Source organism: Streptomyces sp. NPDC056600 (assembly GCF_042792855.1).
Classification (GTDB): Bacteria; Actinomycetota; Actinomycetes; order Streptomycetales; family Streptomycetaceae; genus Streptomyces.
Window position 1 is genome coordinate 1 of record NZ_JBHTVQ010000031.1, and the last position, 26,677, is coordinate 26,677.

Annotated in this window: 25 protein-coding genes, 1 tRNA gene and 2 pseudogenes; 8 read left to right on the forward strand and 20 right to left on the reverse strand. The window is 72.8% G+C overall.

Going from position 1 to position 26,677, the window contains the following annotated elements; translation table 11 throughout:
• Nucleotides 1-66: 66 nt before the first annotated feature.
• From ACFRAV_RS17095 to ACFRAV_RS17130, 8 genes are all read right to left on the reverse strand, one after another.
• Nucleotides 67-954, reverse strand: coding sequence for an RNA polymerase sigma factor SigF (locus ACFRAV_RS17095; protein ID WP_108956324.1), 888 nt, complete (start codon nt 952-954; stop codon nt 67-69).
• Nucleotides 955-1,197: 243 nt separating this feature from the next.
• Complete coding sequence (locus ACFRAV_RS17100; protein WP_382556237.1) at nt 1,198-2,229, reverse strand: RNA polymerase sigma factor SigF; 1,032 nt, start codon at nt 2,227-2,229, stop codon at nt 1,198-1,200.
• Between the two features lie 162 nt (nt 2,230-2,391).
• Nucleotides 2,392-2,685, reverse strand: a complete 294-nt coding sequence (locus ACFRAV_RS17105; protein ID WP_382556239.1) for a Dabb family protein — start codon at nt 2,683-2,685, stop codon at nt 2,392-2,394.
• A gap of 40 nt (nt 2,686-2,725) precedes the next feature.
• Nucleotides 2,726-2,908, reverse strand: coding sequence for a hypothetical protein (locus ACFRAV_RS17110; protein WP_351113895.1), 183 nt, complete (start codon nt 2,906-2,908; stop codon nt 2,726-2,728).
• Between the two features lie 169 nt (nt 2,909-3,077).
• Nucleotides 3,078-3,162: transfer RNA gene (locus ACFRAV_RS17115), tRNA-Ser, on the reverse strand.
• 98 nt (nt 3,163-3,260) lie between these two features.
• A complete protein-coding gene (gene tadA / locus ACFRAV_RS17120) occupies nt 3,261-3,692 on the reverse strand; it encodes a tRNA adenosine(34) deaminase TadA (RefSeq protein ID WP_382556346.1) in 432 nt (143 codons plus the stop codon).
• Nucleotides 3,693-3,803: 111 nt separating this feature from the next.
• Nucleotides 3,804-4,367, reverse strand: coding sequence for a hypothetical protein (locus ACFRAV_RS17125; protein ID WP_382556349.1), 564 nt, complete (start codon nt 4,365-4,367; stop codon nt 3,804-3,806).
• Between the two features lie 197 nt (nt 4,368-4,564).
• A complete protein-coding gene (locus ACFRAV_RS17130) occupies nt 4,565-5,422 on the reverse strand; it encodes a hypothetical protein (RefSeq protein ID WP_382556357.1) in 858 nt (285 codons plus the stop codon).
• Between the two features lie 150 nt (nt 5,423-5,572).
• Here ACFRAV_RS17130 and upp point away from each other — a divergent pair, with 150 nt between their 5' ends.
• A complete protein-coding gene (upp, locus tag ACFRAV_RS17135) occupies nt 5,573-6,208 on the forward strand; it encodes a uracil phosphoribosyltransferase (protein ID WP_351113832.1) in 636 nt (211 codons plus the stop codon).
• A 137-nt stretch (nt 6,209-6,345) separates the two neighbouring features.
• Here upp and ACFRAV_RS17140 read toward each other — a convergent pair whose 3' ends face one another.
• The 5 genes from ACFRAV_RS17140 to ACFRAV_RS17160 form a co-directional block, all read right to left on the reverse strand.
• Nucleotides 6,346-6,978, reverse strand: coding sequence for a LytR C-terminal domain-containing protein (locus ACFRAV_RS17140; RefSeq protein WP_382556351.1), 633 nt, complete (start codon nt 6,976-6,978; stop codon nt 6,346-6,348).
• A gap of 116 nt (nt 6,979-7,094) precedes the next feature.
• The gene (locus ACFRAV_RS17145) at nt 7,095-7,391 is read right to left on the reverse strand and encodes a type II toxin-antitoxin system VapB family antitoxin (protein ID WP_108956311.1); all 297 of its coding nucleotides are present in this window, start codon (nt 7,389-7,391) and stop codon (nt 7,095-7,097) included.
• A 284-nt stretch (nt 7,392-7,675) separates the two neighbouring features.
• Nucleotides 7,676-8,272 carry an HhH-GPD-type base excision DNA repair protein gene (locus ACFRAV_RS17150; RefSeq protein WP_382556243.1) on the reverse strand — a complete coding sequence of 199 codons (597 nt, stop codon included), beginning with the start codon at nt 8,270-8,272 and terminating at the stop codon, nt 7,676-7,678.
• Between the two features lie 237 nt (nt 8,273-8,509).
• Nucleotides 8,510-9,766 carry a cation:proton antiporter gene (locus ACFRAV_RS17155; protein ID WP_351113836.1) on the reverse strand — a complete coding sequence of 419 codons (1,257 nt, stop codon included), beginning with the start codon at nt 9,764-9,766 and terminating at the stop codon, nt 8,510-8,512.
• A gap of 4 nt (nt 9,767-9,770) precedes the next feature.
• Entirely contained in the window at nt 9,771-10,199 is a 429-nt protein-coding gene (locus ACFRAV_RS17160) for a TrkA C-terminal domain-containing protein (RefSeq protein WP_351113837.1), read from the reverse strand.
• Between the two features lie 351 nt (nt 10,200-10,550).
• Here ACFRAV_RS17160 and ACFRAV_RS17165 point away from each other — a divergent pair, with 351 nt between their 5' ends.
• Together ACFRAV_RS17165 and ACFRAV_RS17170 are read left to right on the forward strand one after the other, a co-directional pair.
• Nucleotides 10,551-11,852 carry a DUF2306 domain-containing protein gene (locus tag ACFRAV_RS17165; RefSeq protein WP_382556246.1) on the forward strand — a complete coding sequence of 434 codons (1,302 nt, stop codon included), beginning with the start codon at nt 10,551-10,553 and terminating at the stop codon, nt 11,850-11,852.
• The gene (locus ACFRAV_RS17170) at nt 11,849-12,733 is read left to right on the forward strand and encodes a hypothetical protein (protein WP_382556249.1); all 885 of its coding nucleotides are present in this window, start codon (nt 11,849-11,851) and stop codon (nt 12,731-12,733) included. Before ACFRAV_RS17165 ends, ACFRAV_RS17170 begins: the two co-directional genes overlap by 4 nt.
• An 18-nt stretch (nt 12,734-12,751) precedes the next feature.
• On the opposite strand, the gene ACFRAV_RS17175 is transcribed toward ACFRAV_RS17170, so the two are convergent.
• From ACFRAV_RS17175 to ACFRAV_RS17185, 3 genes are all read right to left on the reverse strand, one after another.
• Nucleotides 12,752-14,197 carry an FG-GAP and VCBS repeat-containing protein gene (locus ACFRAV_RS17175; protein WP_382556251.1) on the reverse strand — a complete coding sequence of 482 codons (1,446 nt, stop codon included), beginning with the start codon at nt 14,195-14,197 and terminating at the stop codon, nt 12,752-12,754.
• A gap of 134 nt (nt 14,198-14,331) precedes the next feature.
• Nucleotides 14,332-15,213 (reverse strand): GyrI-like domain-containing protein, encoded by an 882-nt coding sequence (locus tag ACFRAV_RS17180; protein ID WP_382556254.1) that lies wholly within the window; start codon nt 15,211-15,213, stop codon nt 14,332-14,334.
• An 89-nt stretch (nt 15,214-15,302) separates the two neighbouring features.
• The gene (locus ACFRAV_RS17185) at nt 15,303-15,974 is read right to left on the reverse strand and encodes an NADPH-dependent FMN reductase (RefSeq protein WP_382556256.1); all 672 of its coding nucleotides are present in this window, start codon (nt 15,972-15,974) and stop codon (nt 15,303-15,305) included.
• A 114-nt stretch (nt 15,975-16,088) separates the two neighbouring features.
• Here ACFRAV_RS17185 and ACFRAV_RS17190 point away from each other — a divergent pair, with 114 nt between their 5' ends.
• Nucleotides 16,089-16,925: a helix-turn-helix transcriptional regulator gene (locus ACFRAV_RS17190; RefSeq protein WP_382556259.1), complete on the forward strand. Its 837-nt coding sequence runs from the start codon at nt 16,089-16,091 to the stop codon at nt 16,923-16,925.
• A gap of 61 nt (nt 16,926-16,986) precedes the next feature.
• Here ACFRAV_RS17190 and ACFRAV_RS17195 read toward each other — a convergent pair whose 3' ends face one another.
• Nucleotides 16,987-17,544, reverse strand: coding sequence for a helix-turn-helix domain-containing protein (locus tag ACFRAV_RS17195; protein ID WP_382556262.1), 558 nt, complete (start codon nt 17,542-17,544; stop codon nt 16,987-16,989).
• A 75-nt stretch (nt 17,545-17,619) separates the two neighbouring features.
• Here ACFRAV_RS17195 and ACFRAV_RS17200 point away from each other — a divergent pair, with 75 nt between their 5' ends.
• Together ACFRAV_RS17200 and ACFRAV_RS17205 are read left to right on the forward strand one after the other, a co-directional pair.
• Nucleotides 17,620-19,287 carry an FAD-dependent oxidoreductase gene (locus ACFRAV_RS17200; protein WP_382556264.1) on the forward strand — a complete coding sequence of 556 codons (1,668 nt, stop codon included), beginning with the start codon at nt 17,620-17,622 and terminating at the stop codon, nt 19,285-19,287.
• 187 nt (nt 19,288-19,474) lie between these two features.
• Complete coding sequence (locus tag ACFRAV_RS17205) at nt 19,475-20,404, forward strand: calcium-binding protein (RefSeq protein ID WP_382556267.1); 930 nt, start codon at nt 19,475-19,477, stop codon at nt 20,402-20,404.
• 214 nt (nt 20,405-20,618) lie between these two features.
• Here ACFRAV_RS17205 and ACFRAV_RS17210 read toward each other — a convergent pair whose 3' ends face one another.
• Complete coding sequence (locus ACFRAV_RS17210; RefSeq protein ID WP_382556270.1) at nt 20,619-22,091, reverse strand: ATP-binding protein; 1,473 nt, start codon at nt 22,089-22,091, stop codon at nt 20,619-20,621.
• A gap of 614 nt (nt 22,092-22,705) precedes the next feature.
• Between ACFRAV_RS17210 and ACFRAV_RS17215 the strand changes: the two genes are divergently transcribed.
• Both ACFRAV_RS17215 and ACFRAV_RS17220 read left to right on the forward strand, forming a co-directional pair.
• Nucleotides 22,706-22,990: a hypothetical protein gene (locus ACFRAV_RS17215; protein WP_228966488.1), complete on the forward strand. Its 285-nt coding sequence runs from the start codon at nt 22,706-22,708 to the stop codon at nt 22,988-22,990.
• The gene (locus ACFRAV_RS17220; protein WP_382556273.1) at nt 22,972-23,385 is read left to right on the forward strand and encodes a DNA-binding protein; all 414 of its coding nucleotides are present in this window, start codon (nt 22,972-22,974) and stop codon (nt 23,383-23,385) included. Before ACFRAV_RS17215 ends, ACFRAV_RS17220 begins: the two co-directional genes overlap by 19 nt.
• A gap of 216 nt (nt 23,386-23,601) precedes the next feature.
• Here the strand turns inward: ACFRAV_RS17220 and ACFRAV_RS17225 are convergent.
• Together ACFRAV_RS17225 and ACFRAV_RS17230 are read right to left on the reverse strand one after the other, a co-directional pair.
• Nucleotides 23,602-23,934 (reverse strand): annotated as a pseudogene (locus ACFRAV_RS17225) (HNH endonuclease); the annotation flags it as partial.
• A 163-nt stretch (nt 23,935-24,097) separates the two neighbouring features.
• Nucleotides 24,098-26,540 (reverse strand): annotated as a pseudogene (locus ACFRAV_RS17230) (helicase C-terminal domain-containing protein).
• Nucleotides 26,541-26,677 lie beyond the last annotated feature (137 nt).

Here is a 26,677-nt window from a genome sequence, read left to right on the forward strand (position 1 = left end):
GCCGGAACCCGATGGTTCCGGCGGCCCGGCGTCCGTCGTTCCACGGCCGTCCCGTGGGTGGGCCGGTCAGTCCGCGATGAGGCCCTCGCGCAGCTGCGCCAGGGTGCGGGTCAGCAGCCGGGAGACGTGCATCTGGGAGATGCCGACCTCCTCGCCGATCTGCGACTGGGTCATGTTGGCGAAGAAGCGCAGCGTGATGATCCGGCGCTCGCGCGGGGGCAGCTTGGCCAGCAGCGGCTTCAGCGACTCCCGGTACTCGACGCCCTCCAGCGCGGTGTCCTCGTAGCCGAGGCGGTCGGCCAGCGAGCCCTCGCCGCCGTCGTCCTCCGGGGCCGGGGAGTCCAGCGAGGAGGCGGTGTAGGCGTTGCCCACCGCGAGGCCGTCGACCACGTCCTCCTCGGAGACGCCGAGGACCGCGGCGAGCTCGGAGACGGTGGGCGAGCGGTCCAGCTTCTGGGAGAGCTCGTCGCCGGCCTTGGTGAGCGCCAGGCGCAGTTCCTGCAGGCGGCGCGGGACGCGCACCGACCAGGAGGTGTCACGGAAGAAGCGCTTGATCTCGCCCACGACCGTCGGCATCGCGAAGGTCGGGAACTCCACGCCGCGCTCGCAGTCGAACCGGTCGATCGCCTTGATCAGCCCGATGGTGCCGACCTGGACGATGTCCTCCATCGGCTCGTTGCGGCTGCGGAAGCGGGCCGCGGCGTAGCGCACGAGGGGGAGGTTGAGCTCGATCAGGGTGTCCCGGACGTAGGCGCGCTCCGGGCTGTTCTCGTCGAGCGAGGCGAGCCGCAGGAAGAGGGAGCGGGACAGCGTGCGGGTGTCGATGACGGCCGGGGCGGCGGCGGGCGCCGGGACCGGCGCTTCGTCGAGGCCCGGGACATTGTCGAGCGCGTCGGGCGCGGACGCGCTCTTCGTGAGCGTGAGCACCTTCGAGCTGCCCTGGTCTGCGGACATGCCACCCCCTTTTGGGTCGCGGACGGTCGCGGCCGGCGCTCCGTCGGGGAGCGCAGCCCTCACCTGAATACCGGAGCCTGGGTCCCGGCAAACACGCTTCCCGAAGAATGTCACAAGTCGGCAACGCGCTGTAGTGACTTGTCGACTTGTGCCTGGTGAAGAGACGCAGCACAGAGGCCGTATGACGGCACGTCACGGCTCAACGGGGCACAGGGGGGCGCACCGTCGAATCCCTCCTGGGGATTATGCCTCGATCCTGTTTGCGGACCTCAGCCGTTGGAAGGATCGGGCCAGCAACCGTGACACGTGCATCTGGGAGACGCCCAGTTCGGCGCTGATCTGCGACTGCGTGAGGTTGTTGTAGTAGCGCAGCAGCAGGATGCGCTGCTCCCGCTCGGGGAGCTGGACCAGCAGGTGGCGGACCAGGTCGCGGTGCTCGACGCCGTCCAGCGCGGGGTCCTCGTAGCCGAGCCGGTCCAGCAGGCCGGGCATGCCGTCGCCCTCCTGGGCCGCCTCCAGCGAGGTCGCGTGGTAGGAACGGCCGGCCTCGATGCAGGTGAGGACCTCCTCCTCGGAGATCCGCAGCCGCTCGGCGATCTCGGAGGTGGTCGGGGAGCGGCCGAAGGCGGTGGTGAGGTCCTCGGTGGCGGCGTTCACCTGCACCCACAGCTCGTGCAGACGGCGCGGGACGTGCACGGTGCGGACGTTGTCGCGGAAGTACCGCTTGATCTCGCCGACCACCGTGGGCATCGCGAAGGTGGGGAACTGCACGCCGCGGTCCGGGTCGAACCGGTCGATCGCGTTGATCAGCCCGATGGTGCCGACCTGGACGACGTCCTCCATCGGCTCGTTGCGGCTGCGGAAGCGGGCGGCTGCGTAGCGGACCAGGGGGAGGTTGGCCTCGATCAGGGCGCCGCGGACCCGGTCGTGCTCGGGGGTGCCCGGCTGGAGATGCTTGAGCTGCCCGAAGAGGACCTGCGTGAGCGCCCTGGTGTCCGCGCCCCGGGTGCCGCGGGGGCGCTCGGTACGCGCGGGGGCGTCCGCGGGCTGCTCTGCGGCGCGCTCGCCCACGCGCTCGGCGGGCTGCTCGGTGACGCGGTCGGCGGGGCGGTCGGTGACGTGCTCGGTGGGGCGGTCGGCGCGCTCCAGGCACTCCACGGTGGCGGAGCGGTCGGTGCTCCCGGCGCGTGGGGCGGGTTCCTGGGAGGGCACGGGAGGCGCAGTACTGGCCGGCACGGTCAACTCCACCTCGTCATCGATCAACTCATCCGTCAAAAGCGGTCATAGCATCACAAGACGGAACAAGGGGTGCAAGCACCTGCCCCCTGCCGTGTTGACGGCGGCGCAGGGTGCCGAGGAGGCCGGGAGGCCGTGTCCCGAACGCGAAGGAGCCCTCCGCCGAGCTCGGCGGAGGGCTCCGGAAGCGATCCGGAACGGTCAGAATTCGTAGTCGGCGATCACCCAGGTGGCGAACTCGCGCCACAGCGCGACCCCGGCCTGGTGCTCCGGGTGCTCGACGTAGGCGCGCAGCGCCTCGGCGTCCTCGACCGCGGAGTTGATGGCGAAGTCGTAGGCGATGGGACGGTCGCTGATGTTCCAGCCGCACTCCCAGAAGCGCAGCTCCGGGATCTTCTCCCCGAGGGAGGCGAAGATCCGCGCCCCTTCGACGACCCGCGGCTCGTCCCGCACGACGCCGTCGTTGAGCTTGAAGAGGACCAGGTGGCGGATCACGGGGACTCCCGGGTGCACGGGGGCCTCGGCGGGCGCGCCGTCAGCTGCTGCCGCCGCCCTGCGCGATCCAGGTCATGAAATCGCCGACGGCGGAGGCGGCCGCGGAGATGCCCTCGAAGCCCATCTCGACATAGCCGGCAGCGGTGTGGGGGTCGGTGATGATCACGTACAGCGCGAACACCACGACGATGCCCAGCCCTATCGTCTTCGCGTTCGCCGCCATCGCGGTCCCTCCCCCGTCAGCCATCCGGCCTGCTGCCGCGGGGAGTCTAACCGTGCGGCCCCGGACGCACACAAGTTCCTGTGCCCCCACCGGACGCGCACCCGTGCCTCCCCGGGCTCACAGGGGACACGCACGAAGGGCCCCGTCTTGCGACGGGGCCCTTCAGAAGCGGTAGCGGAGGGATTTGAACCCTCGGTGACTTGCGCCACACTCGCTTTCGAGGCGAGCTCCTTCGGCCGCTCGGACACGCTACCGAGGGAGACTTTACATCACGGTGGCCGCTGGCAGAAATCGGTTCCGCGGCCCGGTCCGTGGAGGAATGCGGCGGGAACCCGGCGGGCGTCGGGGGAGCTCAGCGGGCGCGGAAGAAGTCCGTGAGCAGACGGGCGCAGTCGTCGGCGAGGACGCCCTCGATCACCTCGGGGCGGTGGTTGAGACGGCGGTCGCGGATCAGGTCCCACAGGGAGCCGGCGGCGCCGGCCTTCTCGTCGCGGGCGCCGTAGACGACCCGGTCGACCCGGGACTGCACCAGCGCCCCCGCGCACATCACGCACGGCTCCAGGGTCACCACCAGCGTGCAGCCGGGCAGTCGCCACTCGCCCCGCGCGGCCGCGGCGCGGCGCAGCGCCAGGACCTCCGCGTGGGCGGTCGGGTCGCCGGTGGCCTCGCGTTCGTTGTGGGCGGCGGAGAGCACCGTGACGCCGTCGGGAGCGAGCACGAGGGCGCCCACCGGGACGTCGCCCCCGGGCAGCGCGGCCCGCGCCTGGTCCAGGGCGAGGCGCATGACGGACCGCCAGGGGTCGCGCACGGGATCCGGGCCGGGGCCGGAGGCACGGCTCCGCCCCGCGCCCGGAAGGGGGCGCGGGGCGGTCGGGTCGTTGGTCACACGGGGACGTTAGCGGACCGTCTCCAGGACCTCGGAGGCGCCGAGGGTCTCGGCGATGGTGTTGAGCGCGCCGTCCGCCACCAGGAGACGGAGTTCCTTCTCGCTCACGCCGAGGTCGTCCAGGACGGCGGCGTCGCCGACCGGTCCGTGCGGCACGAAGCCGCCGGGGCCGGTCGTGCCGTCGTCGTTCTCATCGTTGTCGTCGGACGCGCCGGCCGTCATGAGCGGCTCACCGTCCTCGGTGCCGTCCAGGTCCAGTGTGTCCAGGTCGGTGGTGTCGTCCTCCTCCGGATCGCGGCCGAGCACGTCGTCGGTGAGCAGGATCTCCCCGTAGGAGCTGCGGCGGGCGGCCGCGGCGTTGGACACGTAGATGCGAGGGTCGTCCTCGCCGTCCACGCGCACCACGCCGAACCAGGCGTCCTCCTGTTCGATCAGCACCAGCACCGTGTCGTCGTCGGGCGAGGCTTCGCGGGCCAGGTCGGCCAGGTCCGCCAGGGTCTCCACATCGTCGAGCTCCGTGTCGCTCGCTTCCCACCCGTCTTCGGTGCGCGCGAGCAGTGCGGCGAAGTACACCGTGACTCTCCCACTGGTCATAGGTGTGCCGGTTGGGGGTCCCCCCGGCGGGGTCGCGGGCGGGAACCGAGGTTCCGCCCACTCGGAATCGTGGCAGAAACCTCGCGCCCAGGGGATGTCTTCGACCGCCTGTGTCTGGCTCTTTTGCCCGGGATCTGCCTCGAAGCCCTTCGCGCGCCCGGCGCGTCGTGGTGCGCCTACCAGCGGAAGGTGCGCATGCGCATGGCGTGGCGCAGGCGTGCCGCCTTGGCGCGGCGGGGCTGCACGCGGGCGCGCAGCTCGCGCGCCTCGGCCAGGTCGCGCAGGAACTGGGCCCGTCGGCGGCGCCGTTCCTCGTCCGTCTCCGGGGGCCTCACCGGACGGGGCGGGGGCGGCGGCTCGGAGCTGCTGCGGCGCGGGGCGCCGGACGGGGGGATGAACCCGGCGGCGGGACCCGGCCCGGTCCCGAGCACGGTCCGGGCCACGGCCCGGCGCTCGGTGCGGGTCTCGTCGGCGGGGGTGGCGGGCGCCGGTCCGGTCCCGGTCCCTCCACCGGCGCGGGAGGCGGCGACGCGGCCGGCGCGGGCGTCGGTGGCGGGCTTGGCGCGGGCGTCGGTGGCGGCCTTGGCGCGGGAGGCCCTCCGGGCACCGGTACCGGAGGGCCGCCCGGCGGCGCCCGGCCCGGCCCCGGCGTCGGCACGGGGCCCGGTGCCCGCCTCGGCAGAACGGGACCCGGTGCCCGCCTTCGCGGCGGCGGGGGGCCGGGTTCCAGCCTTCGCGCGGGAGGTGGGGCGGGGCTCGGCGGCGGGCCTCGCACGGGACCCGGGGCCTGTCTCGGCGAGGCTCGACCCGGTGTCGGCCTTGGTGGCGCGGGTCCCGGAACCGGCCTTGGCGCGGGAGGCGGGACGGGTGCCGGCCCCACGCTCGGTGCGCGGCTCGGCGGTGCGCGGCTCGGCGGGGCCGCGCTCGGCGGGGGAGCCGGCGTCGGAGCCGGGCTCGCCGGCCCGGGACCTCTTCGCCTTGTCCCGCGGCGGCTGCCGTCGGGGCGCCTGCTGTCGGGGACTGCGGTCGGGCACAGCGTCACCACCCCGGTCCGGTCTGTCCGTGTTCCTTCCACCTTCCCTCGGTCGGCGGATTCGATGCCGCCCGGACGCGGCGGACGCGCCCCCCGCCGGGGACCGGACGGCCTGGTGGGTGGGGTCCACGCGCCCGGTTACTGTGGAGCAATGCGTCTCCACGTCGTCGACCACCCGCTGGTCGCCCACAAGCTCTCGACCCTGCGCGACCGGCGCACCGATTCCGCGACCTTCCGTCGGCTCGCCGACGAGCTCGTCACCCTGCTGGCCTACGAGGCCACCCGTGACGTGCGCACCGAGCAGGTCGAGATCGAGACCCCGGTGGCCACCACCACCGGTACCCGGCTGTCCCACCCGCGCCCCTTGGTGGTGCCGATCCTCCGGGCCGGCCTCGGCATGCTCGACGGCATGGTCCGGCTGCTGCCGACCGCCGAGGTGGGCTTCCTCGGCATGGTGCGCAACGAGGAGACGCTGACCGCCTCCACCTACGCCACGCGGATGCCGGAGGACCTCTCCGGCCGCCAGGTGTACGTGCTGGACCCGATGCTGGCCACCGGCGGCACGCTGGTCGCCGCCATCCGCGAGCTGATCGAGCGCGGCGCCGACGACGTGACGGCCGTGGTGCTGCTGGCCGCGCCGGAGGGCGTGGCGATCATGGAGCGCGACCTGGCCGACGTGCCGGTCACCGTGGTCACCGCCTCCATCGACGAGCGTCTCAACGAGAACGGCTACATCGTGCCGGGCCTCGGCGACGCGGGCGACCGCATGTACGGCGCCGCGGAGTAACGCCTCCCGCACGTGACGGAAGACCTCGCCCCTCGGGGCGAGGTCTTTCACGTTGCGGAGGCGCGGGTGGAGGTCGGCGCGGCTGGAGGTCGGCGCAGGGGGAGGTCGGCGCGGGTCGGCGGAGCGGGTGCGGGGGCTCAGCAGCCCTTGCGGGTGGCCTCGGGGGCCGGTGCGGGGGCGGTGAGCGTGGTGAGCGCCTTGTCGGCGTCGCCCGGCGCGGACAGGTCCTTGAAGGCGTCGCCGATGATCAGGTCGACCACCGGCGTCTTCGCCTTCGGGTCCGTCCTGCGCGCCGGGTCCGGCCTGACCTCGGCCCCGGCCAGCTGGGTGCCCAGCACCGGCAGCACGGTGTCGGCCGTCTCCGGGCCGCCCATCAGCAGCCCGGCGGCCTTGACCTTCTTGTCGTACTCCTTCGGCGCGTTGCCCACCTCGCCGATCTTGAAGCCGCGCTTCTTCAGCTCGTCGGCGGTCTTCTTGGCCAGACCCTCGCGGGTGGTCGCGTTGAGGACGTTGACGGTGATGCCGTCGGGCCGCGGGTAGACCTTCGCGGGGGTCGGCGAAGCGGACGGGCGGGTGGCGCAGCGCGCGCTCGCGCCGGCCGCGGAGGCCTGGTCACCGCCGGTGAAGACGTCGATGAGCTGCAGCGTGCCCCAGCCGAGGAGCCCCAGCAGGGCCACGGGGAGCGCGGTCAGCGCGACGATTCTGCGGCGCTTCTTCGGCCGGCGCATGCGGGGGTAGGTCTTCCCCGTCACGCGGTACCGGCCGCCCATGCCGGGTGGGGTCAGCATGCTCATGAGCGCAGCGTAGTGCGCCCGGCCGAGGATGCCTACAAGACGATCATCATCCTGGCGGGAGACAACCCGAAAGGGTCAACAGGCTGCGCCGGTCAGTCCATTTCGAGCACGCGGGCATGCAGGATCTGACGCTGCTGGAGCGCGGCGCGGACCGCGCGGTGCAGGCCGTCCTCCAGGTAGAGGTCGCCCCGCCACTTCACGACGTGCGCGAAGAGGTCGCCGTAGAAGGTGGAGTCCTCGGCGAGCAGGGTCTCGAGGTCCAGCTGGCCCTTGGTCGTCACGAGCTGATCGAGGCGGACCGGGCGCGGCGCGACGTCCGCCCACTGCCGGGTGCTTTCCCGGCCGTGATCGGGGTACGGCCGGCCGTTTCCGATGCGCTTGAAGATCACACGGAAAGCCTACCGGGGATGGTGCGCTCGGCGCAGCCACGTAACTCGAACCGGCCACCCCGTGCACACCCCGCGACGCCTCGACGTCACCCGGACGGTCACCGCGCCCGCGGCGTCTCCGGCGCGGTGGGCGCCCTCGGCTCCGCGCGGCGCTGCCTGTCGGAACGACCGCGCCGCCGACCGGTGCCGTCGCGCGGTGAAACCGGCAGCCGGTGAACGCAGGGCGCCGCTGGCCCGGGCCCGGCCCGGTGAACGCAGGCGCCGCCGGGCCGGGCCAGGGCGGACTACTTCGCCCTGGCCGCCTTCGCCGCCTTCGCCGCCGCCTTCATCTCCTGCTTGTGGGCGCGGACCTTCACCAGGGAGTCGGGTCCGGTGATGTCGGCCACCGAGCGGAAGGAGCCCTCGTCCCCGTAGGAGCCCGCCGCCTCGCGCCACCCCTGCGGGCGAACCCCCAGCTGCTTGCCCAGCAGGGCCAGGAAGATCTGCGCCTTCTGCGCGCCGAAGCCCGGCAGCTCCTTGAGCCGCTTCAGCAGCTCCTTGCCGTCCGTCACGTCCCGCCAGACCGCCTCGGCGTCCCCGTCGTACTGCTCCACCAAGTACTGGCAGAGCTGCTGGATGCGCCCGGCCATCGAACCGGGATAGCGGTGCACGGCCGGCTTCTCGGAGAGCAGCGCGGCGAAGGCCTCGGGGTCGTGCGCCGCGATCTCGTGGGCGTCCAGGTCCTGCGCGCCCATTCGGTCGGCGATGGTGCGGGGTCCCTTGAACGCCCACTCCATCGGCACCTGCTGGTCCAGCAGCATGCCGACCAGCGCGGCGAGGGGGCTGCGGCCGAGCAGCTCGTCGGCCGGGGGGTCCTGGGCGAGGTGGAGGGTGACGTCCATGCCCCCGATGATCCCGCGCCCCTCGCCGTCCCGCTCCCCGGCCCCGTCACCTCGCCGCCTTCCGCTCCTCCCCGCCCATGCGGCCCCACCTGGAGGCGGGGCCGCAGAAGCGTCTTCCGCTTACCTCCCGCCCGGGCCCCGGGCGGGAGGTAAGGCCCCGGGCCTCGGGCGCGGGGCGGGAAACCTCGGTGCGGTCGGGGCCGGGCACCCGCCCGGCCCCGGGCCCCGTCACCCGCGTCAGGACCTCTCGGCCGGCTCCGTCTCCCGCGCGTCCACGGCGGACGCGTCCGCGGCGGGCGGGACGGCCGTCCCCGCGGAGGCGGCGCGGCGCCGGGCCGTCGCCCGGGTGAGGGCGAGCGCCACCGGCTGGGTGTACCGCGCGGTGAGCGGTCCCACGATCACCAGGATCAGCACGTACGCCGTGGCCAGCGGCCCCAGCCGCGGCTCGATGCCCGAGGTGACCGCCAGCCCCGCGATCACGATGGAGAACTCGCCGCGCGCCACCAGCGTGCCGCCGGCCCGCCAGCGCCCGTTGACCGAGATGCCCGCGCGCCGGGCCGCCCAGTAACCGGTGGCGATCTTGCTGAGCGCGGTGACCACGGCCAGCGCCAGCGCCGGCAGCAGCACCGGCGGAATCGCGGCCGGGTCGGTGTGCAGGCCGAAGAAGACGAAGAACACGGCGGCGAACAGGTCCCGCAGCGGCGACAGCAGGTGGTGCGCGCCCTCCGCGACCTCGCCGGACAGGGCGATGCCCACCAGGAACGCGCCGACCGCCGCCGACACCTGGAGCTGCTGGGCGATGCCCGCGACCAGCAGGGTCAGCCCCAGGACCACCAGCAGCAGCTTCTCCGGATCCTGGTGCGAGACGAACCGGGAGATGTGCCGTCCGAACCGGACCGCGAGGAAGAGCACCAGCCCGGCGACGCCCAGCGCGATCGCCAGCGTCACGCTGCCGGCGGCGAGGCCGGTGCCGGCCAGCAGGGCGGTGATGATCGGCAGGTAGACGGCCATCGAGAGGTCCTCGAGGACCAGGATGCTGAGGATCACCGGGGTCTCCCGGTTGCCGACCCGTCCGAGGTCGTTCAGCACCTTGGCGATGACGCCGGAGGACGAGATCCAGGTGACGCCCGCCAGGACGACGGCGGCCACCGGGCCCCAGCCCAGCAGCAGCGCCATCGCGGCGCCCGGAAGCGCGTTGAGCGCCATGTCGACCAGGCCGGCCGGGTACTGCGTCTTCAGGTTGGAGACCAGGTCGGAGGCGGTGTACTCGAGCCCCAGCATCAGCAGGAGCAGGATGACGCCGATCTCCGCCCCGATCGCCACGAACTCCTCGCTGGCGCCCAGCGGCAGCAGCCCGCCCTCGCCGAAGGCGAGCCCGGCCAGGAGGTAGAGGGGGATCGGGGAGAACTGGAAGCGCCCGGCGAAACGGCCGAGAAGGCCGAGGCCGAGGATGATGGCGCCGAATTCGATGAGGAACGTCGCGGTCGAATGCACCCGATCAGTCCTGCTCGAGTATCGCCGCGGCGGCTTGCACGCCCTCGCGGGTGCCGATCACGATCAGGATGTCGCCGCCCGCGAGGCGGAAGGCCGGCGTCGGCGAGGGGATCGCCTCGGCGCGGCGCATCACCGCCACGATGGACGCGCCGGTGTGCGTCCGGATCTGCGTGTCGCCGAGCAGCCGGCCGTTCCAGCGGGCGGTGGCGGAGAGCTCGATGCGCTCGGCGACCAGGCCCAGGTCGCCGGCGGACAGCAGGCTGGGGCTGTGGTGGTCGGGGGCCAGCGCGTCGATCAGGGCCTGCGACTCGCCAGGGGTGAGGTGCACCGACAGCTCGGCGGCGTCGGGGTCGTCCTGGCAGTAGGCGGTGATCGTGCGGCTGCCGTCGCGCTGGGCCACCACCGAGAGGCATCGGCGTTCGCGCGTCGTCATGTCGTACCGCACGCCGATCCCCGGCAGGGGCGTGCTGCTGAGCCGTGGAATTCCCACCGCAGTCCCTTTCGCTGTGATTCGCCCTGGTTCGTACCGGGCGGTATGTGTAATGCGCAGGTAAAGCCCGCTCCGCCACAGTAGGCGACCCGGCGGGAAAGCCCGGAGACGGGCGGTGGTGGCTTCCGTCACCGTCCGTCGGACGCGCGGGGCGAGGGTGCGGCGCGAGGCCGCGGTGCGAGGGCGCGTGTCCGGGCCGTTGACGTGCCCCGAACAGCCCCCTACGTTCTCCCTGGTCGGTACTGACCGGTCAGTAGGAACCGGTCATAGCGGACCTCGGCCTCTGGAGGGCGTATGCCACGCGAGCGAGTCCCCGCAGGCCGGCGAGCGGCCCTGATCGCGGTGGTGACGGTGTCCGTCGCCTACGCCCCGATCGCCATGACCGAGCTGTGGCCCTACGCCGACGAGAACGCCCCGGCGATCGGCGAGACGCTGCTCGCCGCGATGGTCTCCCCGTCCTACGTGGCGGACGCGCTGGCCACCCGGATCGGCCCGTACGGCCGCAGCCTGATCCCGCTCGTGGTGCACTCGGTCCTGGGCGGCCTGCTGATGCTGCTCGGCCCCGCGCAGCTGCTGACCGCGGTGCGCCGCCGGCTCCGGCTGCACCGGGCGCTCGGCGTCCTCTACGCCCTCACCGTGTACGGGTCGATGGCGGGCGCCGGCGTGTACCTGGCCCGCACCGCGCCCGCCGACGCGTTCAGCGGGGCGGCGTTCTGGGTGGTGCTGGCCACCATCCTGGTGGGCACGGTGCTGGCCGTGACCTTCGGCGTGGGGGCCGTGCTCGGCGGCTTCCCGGACCTGCATCAGCGCTGGCTGCTGCTGAGCTACGGCTTCCTGATGACCGCCCCGCTGCTGCGGCTGGAGTGGAGCGCGCTGCCGCTGCTGATGCCCGGCGCGTCGATGGCCGAGGTCAACCGGGTCGCCGTCATGCAGCTCGGCACCCTGGTCGCCTTCGGCGCGCTGCTCGCCTCCCGCGCCCTGGACCGCCGTCGGCGGGTGCCGGGCCTGGACGGGAGCTGGGCCCCCTGGCCGGTGCTCGCGGCGGCCCACCTGGCGGGCGGCCTCGCGCTGCTGCGGATCCTCTCCGGCCCGGGGTGGGGCGGGGAGACGGGCCCCCTGCTCGCGGGCTACCTGGCGCCCCTCGCCGTCATGTACGCCGTGCTCCTGTGGCGTGCGCTGACCGCCGAGGGCTGGCCGCGGGAGGAGTGGCGGATCCACCTGACCGCCCTGTGCCTGTCGCCCGCGCTGTCGCTGGGCCTGTCGGCGCCGTTCGCCCGGGCGCTGCACCTGGACCGGCCGGGTGCGCTCGCCGCCGCACTGGCGGTGGGCGGCGGGATCACCGCGTTCCTCGCGGTGCTGACGGTGAGCCTGCGGGTGATGCACGCCCGCGAGACCGTCCGCCGGAGCGGCGCCGTCCACCCGAGTGGCACCGCCGTCTCCGGGACGCCCGATGCGGGCGAGCACGTGACCGACGACGGCACCGAGCCCACGGCCGAGCCCATGACCGAGAACGGAACCGACCACGCGGCCGAGAACGGGACCGACCACGCGGCCGGGCACGGAACCGACAACGCCGTCGAGAAGGAGCCCGCATGAGCACGGCACCGGCCGAACCGGTATCCGTCGAGCCGCCCACGACCCGGGCCCTGGGCGCCGGCGCCGCGCTGCTGGCACAGACGGTGGGGGTGGTGAGCCTGCTCAACGGGCTGCTGCTGGTCGCCGTGAACGCCACCGGCACGCTCTTCGGGGCGTGGGACTCCCCCGAGCCGCTGGGGCAGGCCATGGTCGGCGCGGCGATGCTCGGCACCACGCCGGGCCTGTTCGCCCTAGCCCGCTGCCACCGGTGGGAGGAGGCCCGCACCATGATGTGGCCGACGGTGGTCGCGCTGACCGGGCTGAGCGCGGTGACGTTCCTCAACCGGGACGCCCTGGTGATGGTCCGCGGCGGCGGGATCGTCAGCTTCCTCTACTCCCCGGGGTGGGTCGCGGTGGTCACCGGGCTGGCCCTGTGGGCGCTCGCCGCCGCCCTGCCGCACCCCCGCCGCCCGCGCGTCCTCCCGGACGTCGCCCGCCTGCCGCTGCCGGCCTGGTCCAAGCCGGCCCTCGCCGTGCTCGGCTCCTCCTGGTTCGGCATCGGCACGGGGCTGCTGTTCCTGCCCGGCTACTGGGGCGGCTTCGTGCCCTGGCAGGTGAACCGGGCCGACGCCCAGGCCCTCGGGGTCTGGGCGCTCGCGCTCGGCGTCGGCGTGCTGGGCACGCTGGCCGAGGACGACCTGCGGCGCAGCCGCGCCGCGATCCTCTCGGTGCCCGGCGTCGCGCTGGTCGCCGCCGTCGTGCTGGCCGCCCGGGCCGAAGCGGTGCGCTGGTCCTCCGGCCCCGCCCTCGCGCTGGTCGCGATGCTGCTCGGGCTGCTGGTCGCCGGGGCGTCCGGGCTCCGGCTCACCCGTGACCGGCGGCCGGCGCCGGTCACGGGATGAAGCGGTGGTCGGTGCGGGTCAGCCGGAGAACCAGGTGCCGAGGTCGCCGTAGGAGAGGCCCAGGGAAGCCACGGTGAACGACTTCGCGCCGGTGCCGGTGATACCGGTGGAGGAACCCTTCAGCAGGTGCGCCATGCCGACCGTCTCGCCCACCCAGTCGTCCGTGCCCACCATCAGGTCGGCGCGGCCGTCACGGGTGTAGTCGGTGAGCTTGAGCGTGTTGCCGAAGTTGTCGTCGGCCTCGATCGAGCCCGCGACTCCCGAGGTGCCCTGGTCGTAGGCCTTCGCCCCGGTGCCGGACAGACCGCCCGCCCGGCCGAGCAGGACGGTGACCGCGCCGCCGTCGCGCTTGCCCGCCAGGTCCTCACCAGGGCTGCCGACCGCGAGGTCCGCGTACCCGTCGCCGTTGACGTCGCCGGCCGCCACCGCGTAGCCGAACAGGTCGTCGTCCTCCACGGCGCCGGGCACCCCGGCGGTGTCCTGGGTGAACTTCACCGGCTTGCGCGCGGTGTTCGGCCCGTTCGTCCCGCCGTACTGCACGGCCACGTAACCGCGGTTGCGGTCCGGGTTCTCCCCGCCGCGGCCGACGGCCAGGTCGCCGTACCCGTCCTTGTCGAAATCGCCGATCGCCGCGGTGAGAGGGCCGGGACCGTTGTCGGGGGTGGCGTCGGGGACCACGACGGACGCCGCCCGGGTGGCGAAGCCGCTGCCGCCGCGGTGGTAGAACGCCCGCAGGTTGACGTCGGACGCGGTGAGGTCCAGACCCAGGATGTACAGGTCCGTCGCGCTGCCGGCGTCCACCTTGCCCGCCGCGAGGGCCCAGGAGTTCAGGTAGCCGTAGCTGCCGCCCAGCGACTGGTGGCCGCCGTGCTGGCCCGCCCGGGTGAACGGGCCCTTCAGCAGCACCACACCCGCCTGGCTGTTGCTGTACGCCGCCAGGTCGGCGTCTCCGTCGCCGTCGAAGTCACCGGTCACGACCTGCTCGCCGAAGGAGTCACCGGAGTTGGGGTACTCCTGCGGGACCGGGGAGTGGAACACGGTGCCGGAGCCCAGGCCGCCGGAGCCGCCCCAGACGACGGTGAGGCCACCGGACATCTCCTCGTCGCCGACCTTCTCGCCCGGCGAGGAGACGACCAGGTCCGCGTACCCGTCCCGGTCGAGGTCCGCGGTGGTGGTGCTGGTGCCCCAGCCGTCACCCGCCTCCACGGTGCCGGGTATGCCGGCCGAGTTCTGGTGGATCGTCTGCACCCGGGTGCCCGGCCCGGTAGAGGTGCCGTAGACGACCGTGACCCGGCCGTCCTGGCCGTAGGTGCCGCCGGCCAGGACGAGATCGCGGTAGCCGTCCCCGTTGAAGTCGTCGGCGAGCTTGGCGGGCGCCGCCGAGGCGGGGACGGCGGCGAGCAGCGGCCCGGTGAGGGCCGCGGCGAGGACCGCCGCGGCTGCGGCGGTGCGAGTGGGACGCAACGGGGCTCCAGTGTCTGAGCGAGAAAGGGTGGTGCCTTACCGCCCCTTATGACCCACGTCCCGCCCCGATGGTTGTACGCCGCACCCTCACCGCCCGCCGCCTTCTCCCCGCGTCGCGCCCGGACCGGCGGTCGTCACGCGGGCTCGACCGGCAGCCAGAGCTCGCAGGTGGCGGTGGAGAAGTCGTCCGCCCGCTCCAGGACGGCGACGACCGACGGCCCAGGCCGCAGCCGCCACGGGTTGGACGGGAACCACTCGGTCGCCGTCGCCGCCCAGGTGTTCTGCAGTGCCTGCGGGTGCGGACCCGCGCTGCGGAACACCGCCCACGTGCCGGCCGGCGCCTCGACGACGTCGAGGTCCTCGGGCACCGGCGAGTCCGCGGGCACGGCCACCCCGTGCAGGTACGTCAGCTCACTGCCCTCCGCCGCGTCCTGGGCCACGTCGTCGGTGACCTGGAGCAGGCCCCGCGGCTCCGTGGCGCTCAGCGCCTTGAGGCGCCCGTGCTCCTCCATCGGCAGCGAGCCGATGTGCCGCTGGATGTGCGGGTTGACGCCCTCGTGGATCAACGGCACGCGGGCGGCGTGACCGATGAGCCGGAACGCGGGGCGGTCGGTGATGCGGGTGTCCATGGGGGTGCTCCCTTCGACGCTCAGGCGGAACCTGAGCTGCGGTTGTGTCCGAAGGGGGCCTCCGTCGCGGCGCACCTCACCGGGCGCCGCGCCGTGCACGGCACGGAACGCCCGGCCGAACGCCTCGGCCGACCCGTACCCGTGCCGCACCGCGATGCCCAGCAGGTCCTCGCCGCCCCGGACGACGTCCGCCGCGGCGACCGTCATGCGCCGCCGTCGCACGTACTCCGAGAGCGGCATGCCGGCCAGCGACGAGAACATCCGCCGCAGGTGGTACTCCGTGGTGCCGGACCGCCGGGCCAGCTCGCGGACGTCGAGCTGGACGTCGAGCTCCTCCGCGAGGTGCTCCTCGACCAGGTCGACCAGCGTGTTGAGCGCCGCGATCATGAGGCCTCCTTCTGTCACGACCCTCGCAGGGGCCGGTCTCCCCGCACCCGATCGTCGCGGTCCGATGCGATCATCCGCCCCCTCGGGACTCACGCCGGGAACGGCACCGCCTCGCGCGCCGACCGCAGCGCGCCCGACCACCAGTGCAGCTGGTCGAGCATGGTCTTCGCGTAGCCGGCGGTCCCGGGGTCGAGCGGCCGGCCGTCCTGCCACTTCGCCCAGTAGTCGGGGAAGGCCAGCCGGTCCCGGACGGACAGCGCGTGCAGTTCGGTCAGCACGTTCTCCAGGTGCAGCACCGCGTGCCGCCCGCCCGAGGCGCCTCCGTAGCTCACGAAGGCCACCGGCTTGGCCGTCCACTGGGTGAAGTGCCAGTCGATCGCGGCCTTCAGGGAGGCGGGATAGCTGTGGTTGTACTCGGGGGTGACGAGGACGAAGGCGTCCGCGCTCTCCAGGGCGTCGGTCAGGGCCGCCATCCCGGCCGGGCGGGGGTAGGAGTCGCCGGCGAACTTCGGCGAGACGGCGGGCAGTTCCACCGGCAGCTCGACATCGGCCAGATCGACCACCTCCACCTCGAACCCGGCGTGCTCCCGGGCCTGTTCGGCCACCCACGAGGCGACGACCGGACCGAACCGCCCCTCCCGGACGCTCCCCACGACGACGACCAGCCGGTGCTTCCCCGTGTCCCCCGGGCTCCGAGTGGTCTGCGTGCTCTGCGTGCTTGGCGTGTTCTGCGTGTTCTGCGTGTTCTCGGTGGTCTCCATGCCCTTCACGATCGTCGGGCCGCCCGGGCGCAGCCAGACCGTGCCGAGGCTGGCCCCCGCAGGGCCACCCTGAGCCCTCCCCGGGCACCGGGCGCCGCCCCTAAGCTCCCTTCCATGGGGACACCGTTAGGAGACTTCCTGCGCGCCAGGCGCGACAGCATCCAGCCCGCGTCGCTCGGGCTGCCCGACCACGGCCGCCGCCGGTCGCCCGGCCTGCGCCGCGCCGACGTCGCCGTGCGGGCCGGCATCAGCGTCGAGTACCTCACCCGCATCGAGCAGGGCCGCGACCGCCACCCCTCGCCCGCGGTGGTGAACGCGCTGGCCGACGCCCTCAGCCTCGACCCGGCGGAACGCAACCACCTGCGGTACCTGACGAAGATCACCGGCGGCGAGTGCACGGCCCACGCCAGGCCCGCGCCCGTGAGCCGCAGCGTCCGCCCGGCCGTCCTGGAGACGCTCCGCCTCCTCGAACCCGCCGTCGCCGCCGTCACCAACCGTCTCGGCGACGTCCTCGCCCACACCCCCGGGTACGCGGCCGTACTCGGCGCGGGCGGCCTGCTGGACGCCGAGGAACCGAACCTCACCCGCTACGTCTTCACCGACCCCCGGGCCCGGGAGTTCTTCCCCGACTGGGGTCACGTCGCCGACGAGCAGGCCTTCGACCTGTGGCTCGGCCCGTCCGTCGAGACCGCCGCCTGGTTCACCTCGGACCTCGCGGCAGCCGCCGGACCGGAGTTCACCCGCCGCCTGAACCGCCACCTGGTGCCCGACCGCGCCGCACTGCGGATCGCCCACCCCTCGGGCCCGCTGCTCAGCCTCACCCGCGAGACGCTGGAACTGTCCGACGACGCCCAGCAGCTCACCGTCCACCTCCCGGCGGACGAGGCCACGGCGAGGGCCGTGACCCAGCTGCTCGACGGCCCTCCGCGTCACCTGAAGGCCCTCGCCTGAGGCGCGCCGGCAGGGGCGCCGCGACGTCCACCCGTGAGGCGTTCTCGGAGCCTGGGCGAGCTCACTGGTGCACGTGCGCGCGCTGTCCGTCCCGGTCGAAGACCATGAGCAGCTCGGCGGGACCGTCCAGGGCGGTGAACGCGTGCGGGACCATCGTCGCGAACTCCGCCGCCTCGCCCGTGCCGACGTCGATCTGCCGCTCGCCCAGCCACAGACGCACGCGTCCCTCCAGCACGAGCAACCAGTCGTGGCCCGGGTGCACCCTCTGGGACGGCGGGGTGTCGGACGGCTCGAGGCGCATCTTCATCGCGACCGTGCGCCCGTCCGGCCGGCTCAGCGCCCATGTCGTCCGCGTGCCGCTGCTGTGCGCGACCGGACGGATGACGACGTCCTCGTCCGTGGGCGCCTCGAAGAGCACGTCCAGACTCATCTGCAGGGCGTTGGCCAGCGGCACCAGCACGTCGAGACTCAGCGTGCGCTTGCCCGTCTCGACGCGGCTGATGGTCGACGGGCTGAGATTCGTGCGCTCGGCCAGCTCGTCCAGCGAGTAGCCCAGGGTGGTGCGCATGCTCCGCAGGCGCGACCGGGCCAGCACTTCGATGTCGGTGACTCCGTTCATGTGCTCATCGTGGCGCATCTTGCGGATTGTGCAAGTCTGTTTGCGGGAAACGCCGGGAGCAGTACCGTCGATCGCATGAGCGAGCACTCCACCCACGGCCAGGGCCAGGCCCCGTCCGCGCCCAGCGGACAGGTCGGCCACACCCACACCCACACCCACCCCCAGCCCCCCACCGTCGAGCGGCACTGCGACGTCGCCGTGATCGGCGGCTCGGCCGCCGGTCTCGCCGCCGCCCTGCAACTCTCCCGCCAGCGGCGCGGCGTCGTCGTGGTCGACGACGGCACCCCGCGCAACGCCCCCGCCGCACACATGCACGGCTACCTGGGGCACGAGGGCGCCGCGCCCGGCGAGCTGATGGGGATCGGGCGCGCGGAGGTGCGCGCCCACGGCGGGGAGGTGCTCACCGGCCGTGTCGTGGGGGTGCACCGTCGCGACGACGGCCGCTTCCGGGTCGACCTCACCGGCGGACACACCCTGGTGGCCCGTCGCGTCCTCGCCGCGACCGGCCTGACCGACGAACTCCCGGCGATCGACGGCATCGCCGAAGGGTGGGGACGCGGCGTGATCCACTGCCCGTTCTGCCACGGCTTCGAGGTGCGCGACCAGCGCCTGGTGCAGATCGTCACGCACCCCCTGGGCCTCCACCCGACCCCGCTCTTCCGGCACCTGACCGACCGGCTGACCGTCGTGCTGCACCACCCGGCCGGGCTCGACGAGGCCGCCGTCGAAGCCCTCGCCGCCTCCGGCGTCACCGTCGAGCGCAGCGAGGTGAGCCGGGTCCTCACCGGGCCGGACGGCGAGGTGTCCGGGGTCGAGCTCGGCGACGGCCGCGTCCTGGAGGCCGACGCCGTCGTGGTCGGCGCGCGCTTCCGGGCACGCGCCGACGTGCTCGCCGGATGCGGGCTCACCACCACCCCGCACCCCACCGGCGCCGGCGACGTCCTCGCCGTCGACGCGCGCGGCGAGACCGCCGTACCGGGGATCTACGCGGCCGGCAACGTCACCGACCCGAGCCTGCAGGTGCTGCCGTCGGCCGCCCAGGGCAGCCAGGTCGGCGCCATGATCGCGTTCAGCCTCGCCGACGAGGATCTGCGCGCCGCCGTCCGGCACTCGGGCGAGGAGGCCGACTGGGACCACCGCTACGGAGGTCCCGACCGGGCGTGGAGCGGGAATCCCAACGGCACTCTCGTCCACGAGGTCGCCCCCCTGGCCCCGGGCAGCGCGCTCGACGTCGGCGCCGGCGAGGGCGCCGACGCCCTCTGGCTGGCCGAGCACGGCTGGAAGGTGACGGCCACCGACATCTCCGGCAACGCGCTGGCCCGGATCCGCGCCGAGGCCGGACACCGCGGGCTCGCCGTCACCCTCGTCCGCGGCGACGTCAACGATCCCGCGCCCCTCGGCACCGAGACCTTCGACCTCGTCTCCCTGCAGTACGGCTCGTTCAAGCGCACCCCCGACCGGCGGGGCCTGCGCAACCTGCTCGCCGCCGTCGCGCCCGGCGGCACGCTCCTGGTCGTGCACCACGACCTCAGGCCCCTGCGCGACCCGGTGGACGTGACGGCCCAGACCCGGATGTACGACCCGGAAGCGTTCGTCGGCGTCGACGAGATCGCCGCCGCGCTCGCCGCGGACCCCGGCGCCTGGCACGTCGAGACCCACGAGACCCGCCGCCGCCCCCCGGGTGCGGCCAGCACCCACCACGTCGACGACGTGGTGCTGCGCGCGGTGCGACGCGCGACCTGAGGACCTGCTCCCGGACGACGGGACACCGCCGGGTGACGCACCTCACAGGCCTCAACTGCCGCGCGCGTACAACTCTTTCACCGCCCCGCCGATCTGAGATGTGCGGCCGCAGTGGCCGTGCGCGATGCGGGGTCCGGTCGTCCGCGACCCGCATCCGCCTGTCGACAGTCGATAACGGAGCCGCCTCATGTCCCAGTACGCCCGCAGGAAGATGACGTCCGGCAAGAAGGTGACCCTGGGTGTCAGCGCCCTGGCCGCCTCCGGACTCGCCCTCGGCCTGCTCGGCGCACCGTCCGCGATGGCGGGCGAGACCGGACCGGCCGCAGCGCTGCAGCAGAGCAGGGCCGCGGCCGCCGACGCGTCGGCGGCGAAGGCCGCCGCGCCCAAGGCCCTGTCCGCGCGTGGCACCGCCGCCTCCACCACCGTCGTCTCCGGTGTCACCGTCAACGGCGGCAACAGCGCCGGCGTCGGGACGACGAACACGCAGACGATCACCGTGAAGTGGACGGTGAGCGGCGGGTCGACGCTCTACGGCAGCGACGCGGCGCTCTGGCGCGGCACCGACCTCGAGGACGGGCTGGAGCAGTTCCTGCTGTCCGAGGAGTTCGGCGCGGAGACCGACCCCTGCGTCCAGTCCGGCGCCACCACGTTCACGTGCACGACCACCTACAAGATCAACCCTCAGTACGACCTGACGAACGCGGACGCCGGAGCCTGGAAGATCTCCCTCTACGCGGTCACCGACGCGGACACCTCCGTGGACACCGACAACGCCAAGACCTGGTACCTCAAGCGCCTGTCGCGGCTGAGCACCAACGCGGCCCCCGAGCCCGTCGCCAAGGGCAAGACGATCACGATCACCGGCAAGCTCGAGCGCGCCAACTGGGACACCCACAAGTACGCGGGCTACACCCAGCAGACCGTGCGCCTCCAGGAGCGTTCCCTGACCGGCTCGTACGCCACCACGAGCAGCCACAGCACCGGCACCGGCAGCCTGGCGGGCGTCGAGAAGCAGACGCGCACCGCCACCACCGACCGCTGCTACCGCTACAAGTTCGAGGGCACCACCACCACGCCGCCGGTCACCGCCACCGGTGACTGCGTCGACGTGCGCTGAGCCCCGACCTGACCCACCGCACCAGGCCGGCGGGGCGAAGGCCCCACGCCCGACCCGGTGTCCGTCCGGCCCGGACCGCTTCAGCGGTCCGGGCCGGGCCGTTGTCCCGGCTGGACGGTGCCGCCCCAGGCTGTGGCCCCCTGGTGTCGAGGTGTCCGCCTTGCTTGGTGCCGGAACAGGAGAGCCCGGCGCCCGGGCGCAGTCCCGAGGGCCTCTATGCCTGGCCGTAGAGGGTCGCCAGGTCGATCAGTCGGATGTCCGGATCGGCCGCCGCTGCAGCGTGCGCCTTGTCGTTGAAGCCGGCTCCGCTGAAGCACAGGAGCTGTGTATTCGTGGTGTCGTAGCGGCCTGCCAGGGTGACGAGGTCGCGGATGTGCCGGAGACGTTCGATATGGGCAGCGCCCATGGCGTCGTTCCACTTGGCCTCTCCGATGGCCAGCAGTGGTGGTTTGGTGCCATCCGCGATGCCGATGACCGCCACGTCGACCTCGTGGCCGGTGCGGGCCTTGGGGTCGTGAACGACGCCGTGTCCGACGCGGGCGGGCAGACCGCCCAGGAGCTCGGGGTCGGCGTGATGCAGGGCCCAGTCTCGGCAGACCTGCTCGAAGTGGGGCCCGAGGACGTTGCTGACGAAGCGGCGACGGCTGGCTTGCCAGACCCGTGCTGCGCTGCCGGGGCGTTCGAGCTGGTCCCAGACCGGTCGCATGATCGCGTGGTAGAAGCCGATCAGCGGTTCGGCGATGCGGTAGGTGGGCCGGTTGTCGCGGAAGACGTCGGCGTCCCGGTGCAGCAGGCCGGCGTCTTCGAGGACGTTGATGGGGTGCGCGATGTCGGTCGCCTTGCGTTCCAGGTAGCCGGCCATGCCCCCGCGTGTGGCGTTGCCGTCGGCGACGGCGGCCAGAACGGACAGGTACAGGGCGGTGTCGCGAAGGTCGGGTTCTTCGGCCAGCAGATAGCGGGCCTCGCGGAAGAGGGGGGTTTCGGGGTTGAGGACGGTGCGGACGACCCAGTCGTCGAAGTCATCCGGCCCCTTTGGCGTGTCGCCGCGTGCGAATTCGCGCCGATAGGCCGGGGTGCCGCCCACGATCGCGTTCACCTTCATGGCCAGGTGGGGGTCGGTCATGCCCCAGAACTCGGCGGCAAGGCGGTGATCCAGGGGGCGGACGACCAGTTCCAGCCCGGCCCGTCCGCGCAGGGGGGCGTTGCCCGACAGCAGCCGGCCCATGAAGGACAGCGCTGAGCCGCACAGCAGCAGGCGGGTACGGGAGCCTGTGCGCTGGTCACGCAGGGGCCGCAACGCCTCCTGAATGATCGAGGGCAGTTCAGGGTTGGCCTTGGCGAGGTACGGAAACTCGTCGATCACCACGGGGACGGGTCGCTCGGTGCCGAGCGCGAGAAGTGCGTCGACGGCCTCTGCCCAGTCGGCGAAGTGGAACGGGCTGGCGGGACGGACGTGAGCGGTCAGCGCCGTGCTGATCCGCCGTAGCGACTCGGCGTCGGCGGCCTCGGTCGCTCCGAAGTAGAACCCCCCGGCGGCACGGCAGGCGGCATCCAGCAGGAACGTCTTGCCCTGGCGGCGGCGCCCGGAGACCACGCCCAGAGTCGCGCCGGGCTGCGGATCGGTGATGAACCGGCTCAACGCCGACCACTCGTGATCCCGGTCGAACATCTCGGCAGGCTTGTCCACGAGTGCTCCAGATATAGAAGTACGCCTACATAAAACATACTCCTGCTTCTGGCGGGCGCCTCGCTGTGTGTACCCGTCGGCCCGGCGCCACCCCGCTACCTCAAGGGCGTCCTGGCGCATCGCGAGGATGTCGTGAATGTCGCAAGTGAACGAGACCGAAACTGAGACCAGGGAACGCCGAAGGGCCCCACCGCGAACGGTGGGGCCCTTCGACATCGTGCCCGGTGAGGCACTGGCGGAGGATACGAGATTCGAACTCGTGAGGGGTTGCCCCCAACACGCTTTCCACATGTTCGTCCGGGGGTTCGGGGGAGGTCGGACCCGTCCTGACCTGCGGCGGAGCGACTGGTATGACCCCGCCCGAACAGCGCCGGACGGGGGTGAATGAGACCAAGACTGAGACCAGCCTGCGTCGACCGTTGGCCCCTTGACGCAGCTGGCGAGCGACCGGACCGCAAGACGGCCGAAGTTGATAGGTCGCTTCGTGAACACGCAGGTCCGAGGAGGGGCGACGGAGCGATCGGCGAGGCGTTGATGGCCGCACGATACCTGCCCAGACGCGTCGGAGCCGGCCGCACGGCCAGAATTCCTACTCATTTGATAATGTCGACCTCATGAGTGAGATTCCCTACAGCGTCGGCGAGGGGCCGGCCACGAGGGTCAGCCTCTCCCTCCCCGAAGGGACGGCGGAGGCGATCCGTCGACGAGTCGGCAAGCGTGAGTTCTCCGCGTTCATCACCGAAGCGGTGGAGCGAGAGCTGCGCGGCCAGATTCTGGATGAGTACCTTGCAGACTACGAGCGCCGCCAAGGGTTGATCTCCGACCACGAACAGGAGCGGGCGCGGCGGGTCTTCGACGAAGTATTCGCCGAGGAGGGGCAGTGGCCCGCCGCAAGCTGAGCCATAAAGGCACCCTCGTTCTCGACTGTGAGGGCCTTTCCAAGTTCGTCGGTGATCATGAGCCCGTTGTCGCCCTGGTCGCGGAAGCTCGCAAGCGGGGCATGGAGGTGGCCATCAGCGCGCTCACCATCATCGAAGCAGTGCACCGCCGGACGGAGAAGGCGCGGCTTGCCTGGGTCCTGTCCGGCGTGCGGATCGTGCCCGTCGGTGACGAGGAGGCCAAGGCGGCCTCCGCCATGCTGATCAACGCCGGCCTTCATGGCCACAAGTACGCCATCGATGCCGCCGTGGCCGAGATGGCGCTGCGACAACGACGCCCCGTCGTCATGCTCACCTCGGACATCGACGACATGGCGAAGCTCTGCGGAGACCGCGTGCGTCTCGTTGCCGTGTAGTCGACGCCGTCTGCACGTCCGGATGCGTGAGGCCGGCTACCGGACCGGGTCGAACGTAGCGCGGCTGGACGACTCCTCGTTCGGTGCGGTGAGGCGCAACAGGCGCGTGTGCAGCTTTCGAGGCGAATCCCGCGACCCATACATCGCCGTACAAGAGACCACACTCTTGGTGTCGCGCTCCGTACCAGTGCGTTCGTGTGACCGCCGATTCGGCGATCAGATGGTCACGGCGGGGCGTGGGCTGCCCTGGAAGACCTGGCTCGTGTGCCAGGAGCGGTAGGCGGCGGCGATGGGGCGGACGCCCGGCTGGGGCCCTGTGACCGGACGGCCGGCGAGCGTGATGACGTGCTCGCGGGCGGCGGTACTGCGGCCGACGAAGCTCTGCGAGACCAGGATGCGATGGCCTCCCCCACTCTCGGCTTCGCTCGAGCGGGTCCCCCATCCGATGCCGAGAACGCCCTTGTCGAGGAGCGTGTGGTGCAGCGAGCACAGGCACAGTCCGTTGTCGATGTCATCCGGTCCGTCGAACGCCCACCAGCGCACGTGGGAGCGCGTACAGGAACAGCAACGGCTTGTGCGGCGCCCGCACCCCACTCCTCGTCCACTGCCTCAGCTGTGCGGTGCGCTCGACCCAGTCCATGACGGGCGACCGTAGTGGCGGCCGGTCGGACATCGAGCCGTGCACGGGTGGGCCAACGGGACGTGTGGAGGGCTACGCGGGCATGACGGCGAGGACGCGGGAGAGGGCGAAGACCCGTTCGTCCTCGCGCAGATGGCACCAGGCGTACAGATAGGGCGGGTCGAGATCGAGCTCGCTGAGCGTACGTACGGTCCGGTTGCCCGAGGCGGCGACGTACTCGATCGTGATGGCCGTGCCGGCGTCGACGGCGTGGGCGAGCTGGCGGACATCGCTGTACGTCAGGTTCTTCGCGTACCCGGCGACGATCTCCTCGGCGTCCGTGCCGTAGGGGACCCCGGTGCCGAACGGGTCGGGATCCGGAAGTGCCGGCGGGGCGTCCCGCAGCCTGGTGGCCAGGGCGCTCAGGCCGACGGCCACCAGGGTCTCCGTCGGCACGGACCGCCAACGTTGGCCGGGGAGTGGGGTCCCAGCCGGGGCGGAGGCACGTCGGCGCTGGGCCTTCTCGACGCGTACGGTTCCGTCGGCCTTCTCGGCGACGGGGGCGTAGCCGGCGGCCCGGAGCGCGGCGAGGGTCTTGTCGAGCGGAGTCCGGCAGACCAGCACGGTCGGTGCCAGCTGCCGCAGACCGAGTCCGGCGAGCTTGCGGTGGGCGGCGAGTTCGGCGAGGAGGGCGGGTTCCTCGCCGTGGATCACGCAGGCCGCGGGGGCGATGCGCACACGGCCGTGAGCGCGCGCGGTGTCGTGGATCAGATACGACAGCGGCTGGGGGAGGGTGCCGACGGCGACGTCGGCCAGGTCGGCGGTGATGGCGTCCGGTGTACGGCCGGTGTCCAGGGCGCCGCGGATGGTGCTCGGGCTGAACCGCCACACGGATGCAGTGCCGACGGATTCCCGGTCTGCGACGGCGTCCAGCAGGGCGGCCAGGCGGGCTGACGGTGTGCCCGTGACGACGGCGGTGAGGTCCGCGCCGAAGCGGGCCGTGCTGGTGGCCGTCGGCAGCAGCCGCCGACCGGCCGCGGCCAGTGCTTCGCCGTCATCGGCCTGCAGGGCGGCACCGATGCGGGACAGGGAGCCGCGGGCAATCACACCGAGCAGTTCTGCTTCGCGGACCACGGAGGCGAAAGGCTCGGCGTCCTGGGGGAGTTGATGGGTGCACGGACGGTGCCAGGCGATGAGCGGCCCCAGTTCCACGGGCCTCCGCACCCCCTGGTCCGCCGGGAGCGCCGCCGCCGCGGCGAGAAGCCCGTCCCGGGCCCGTGCACAGCCGCCACAGGGTGGTGCTCCGGCGAGTGCGGGCAGCGCCTTGCCGTCTCCGTCGCGGGCCTGGGTCGGGGTCGCCGGCAGCGTCCGCCACGCCCGGAGAAGGGTGGTGAGCTGCTCCGCCGGTTCCCGCTCCGCCCAGGCGTCGTAGCCTTCCGTCGCCGCGACCCCGTCACCGTCCCGGGCCAGCAGCCCGGCGTCGTACGCCGTCTCCAGGACGAGGCGTACGACGATGTCATCGCACTGTGTGGCCTTGCCGATCCGGGACAGCTCACGCGCCCCGACACCGCCGGACTTCAGACGGGCCGGGGGAGACACGGCGCACGCTGCCAGGACCGAGGCGGCGTGGGCGGCGAACGCCGTGGCGGCTGCCGCCGCCTCCCGATCCACCTCCGCCTCGGTGACGGACACCGTCTGCACGATGGGCGGGCACGGCTCGAACGGGGCGTGCCAGTCAGCCCCTCGCAGCGCGAGCGTCACCTCGGCCGGCATGCGTGTGGGCCGGTACCCGGAGTACCGGTCCTGGACCAGGAGTCCCCGCTCCAGAGCCCATCGTGCACCCGGTTCGGAGTCGGCCCGTGGGGCCCCGAGCATGAGGAACTCTGTCTGTTCCTGCTTCTGTTCACGCTGGTGACGGGCTCGCCGCTCCAGCAGTTTCCGAGTGGCCGCAGGCGCTGAAGCGACCAAGGCGGCCACCCGCTCCGCATCGCTGTGGTGTTCCAGCAGCGTGGCCAGCCGATCTTTTCTTGGTGGTGCCGGGAGCTGGGATGCCCAGGGCCACCAGCATGCGTCTCAGTTCCTCGGAGGTCGTGTCCGCCAGTAGCCGGGCGAGCGGCGCGTCCAGCCCCAACGGCGAATCCCACGCCTGCCGCAACGGCGCCGCCATGTGGAGCATCCCTTGGCCGTCCGGCCAGACGAGCGCGTGATCGGCCAGTGTCTCCAGGGCCGTGTCCAGCCCGCGATCGGTCTCCGTTTCGGTCACGTCCAGCAGGTCGGCCAGAGCGGCGCGTGGAACGGGTCCCCATGCCGCCAGCGCTTCAGCCACCTGCAACTGTGGCAGCGCGAGCTCCGCCAGCACCGGTGCCACCGACGCCGGGCGCTGAAGGCGGTCCGCGAGTTCGCCGAACGATCGTGGCTCCGGTGGGGACACGGCATCCGGGCGAGTCGCCAGGACTCGCTCCAGTCGACCGACTTCCAGACCACTCAGCCACGAGGTCAGAGTTGATCCGCTGGGCTTGCCGATGGGGCACCTCACCAAGACGACGCCGTTGCTCTTCGACCGGAACCGGTCCTGCACACGCTCCAGAATGGCGCACGGCGGGGGACACCCGCGGCCTGTGGCGGCAGGAAGCCGCTTGTGAGTGAAGGCGTTGCCCTGTCGGTCGACCCGTC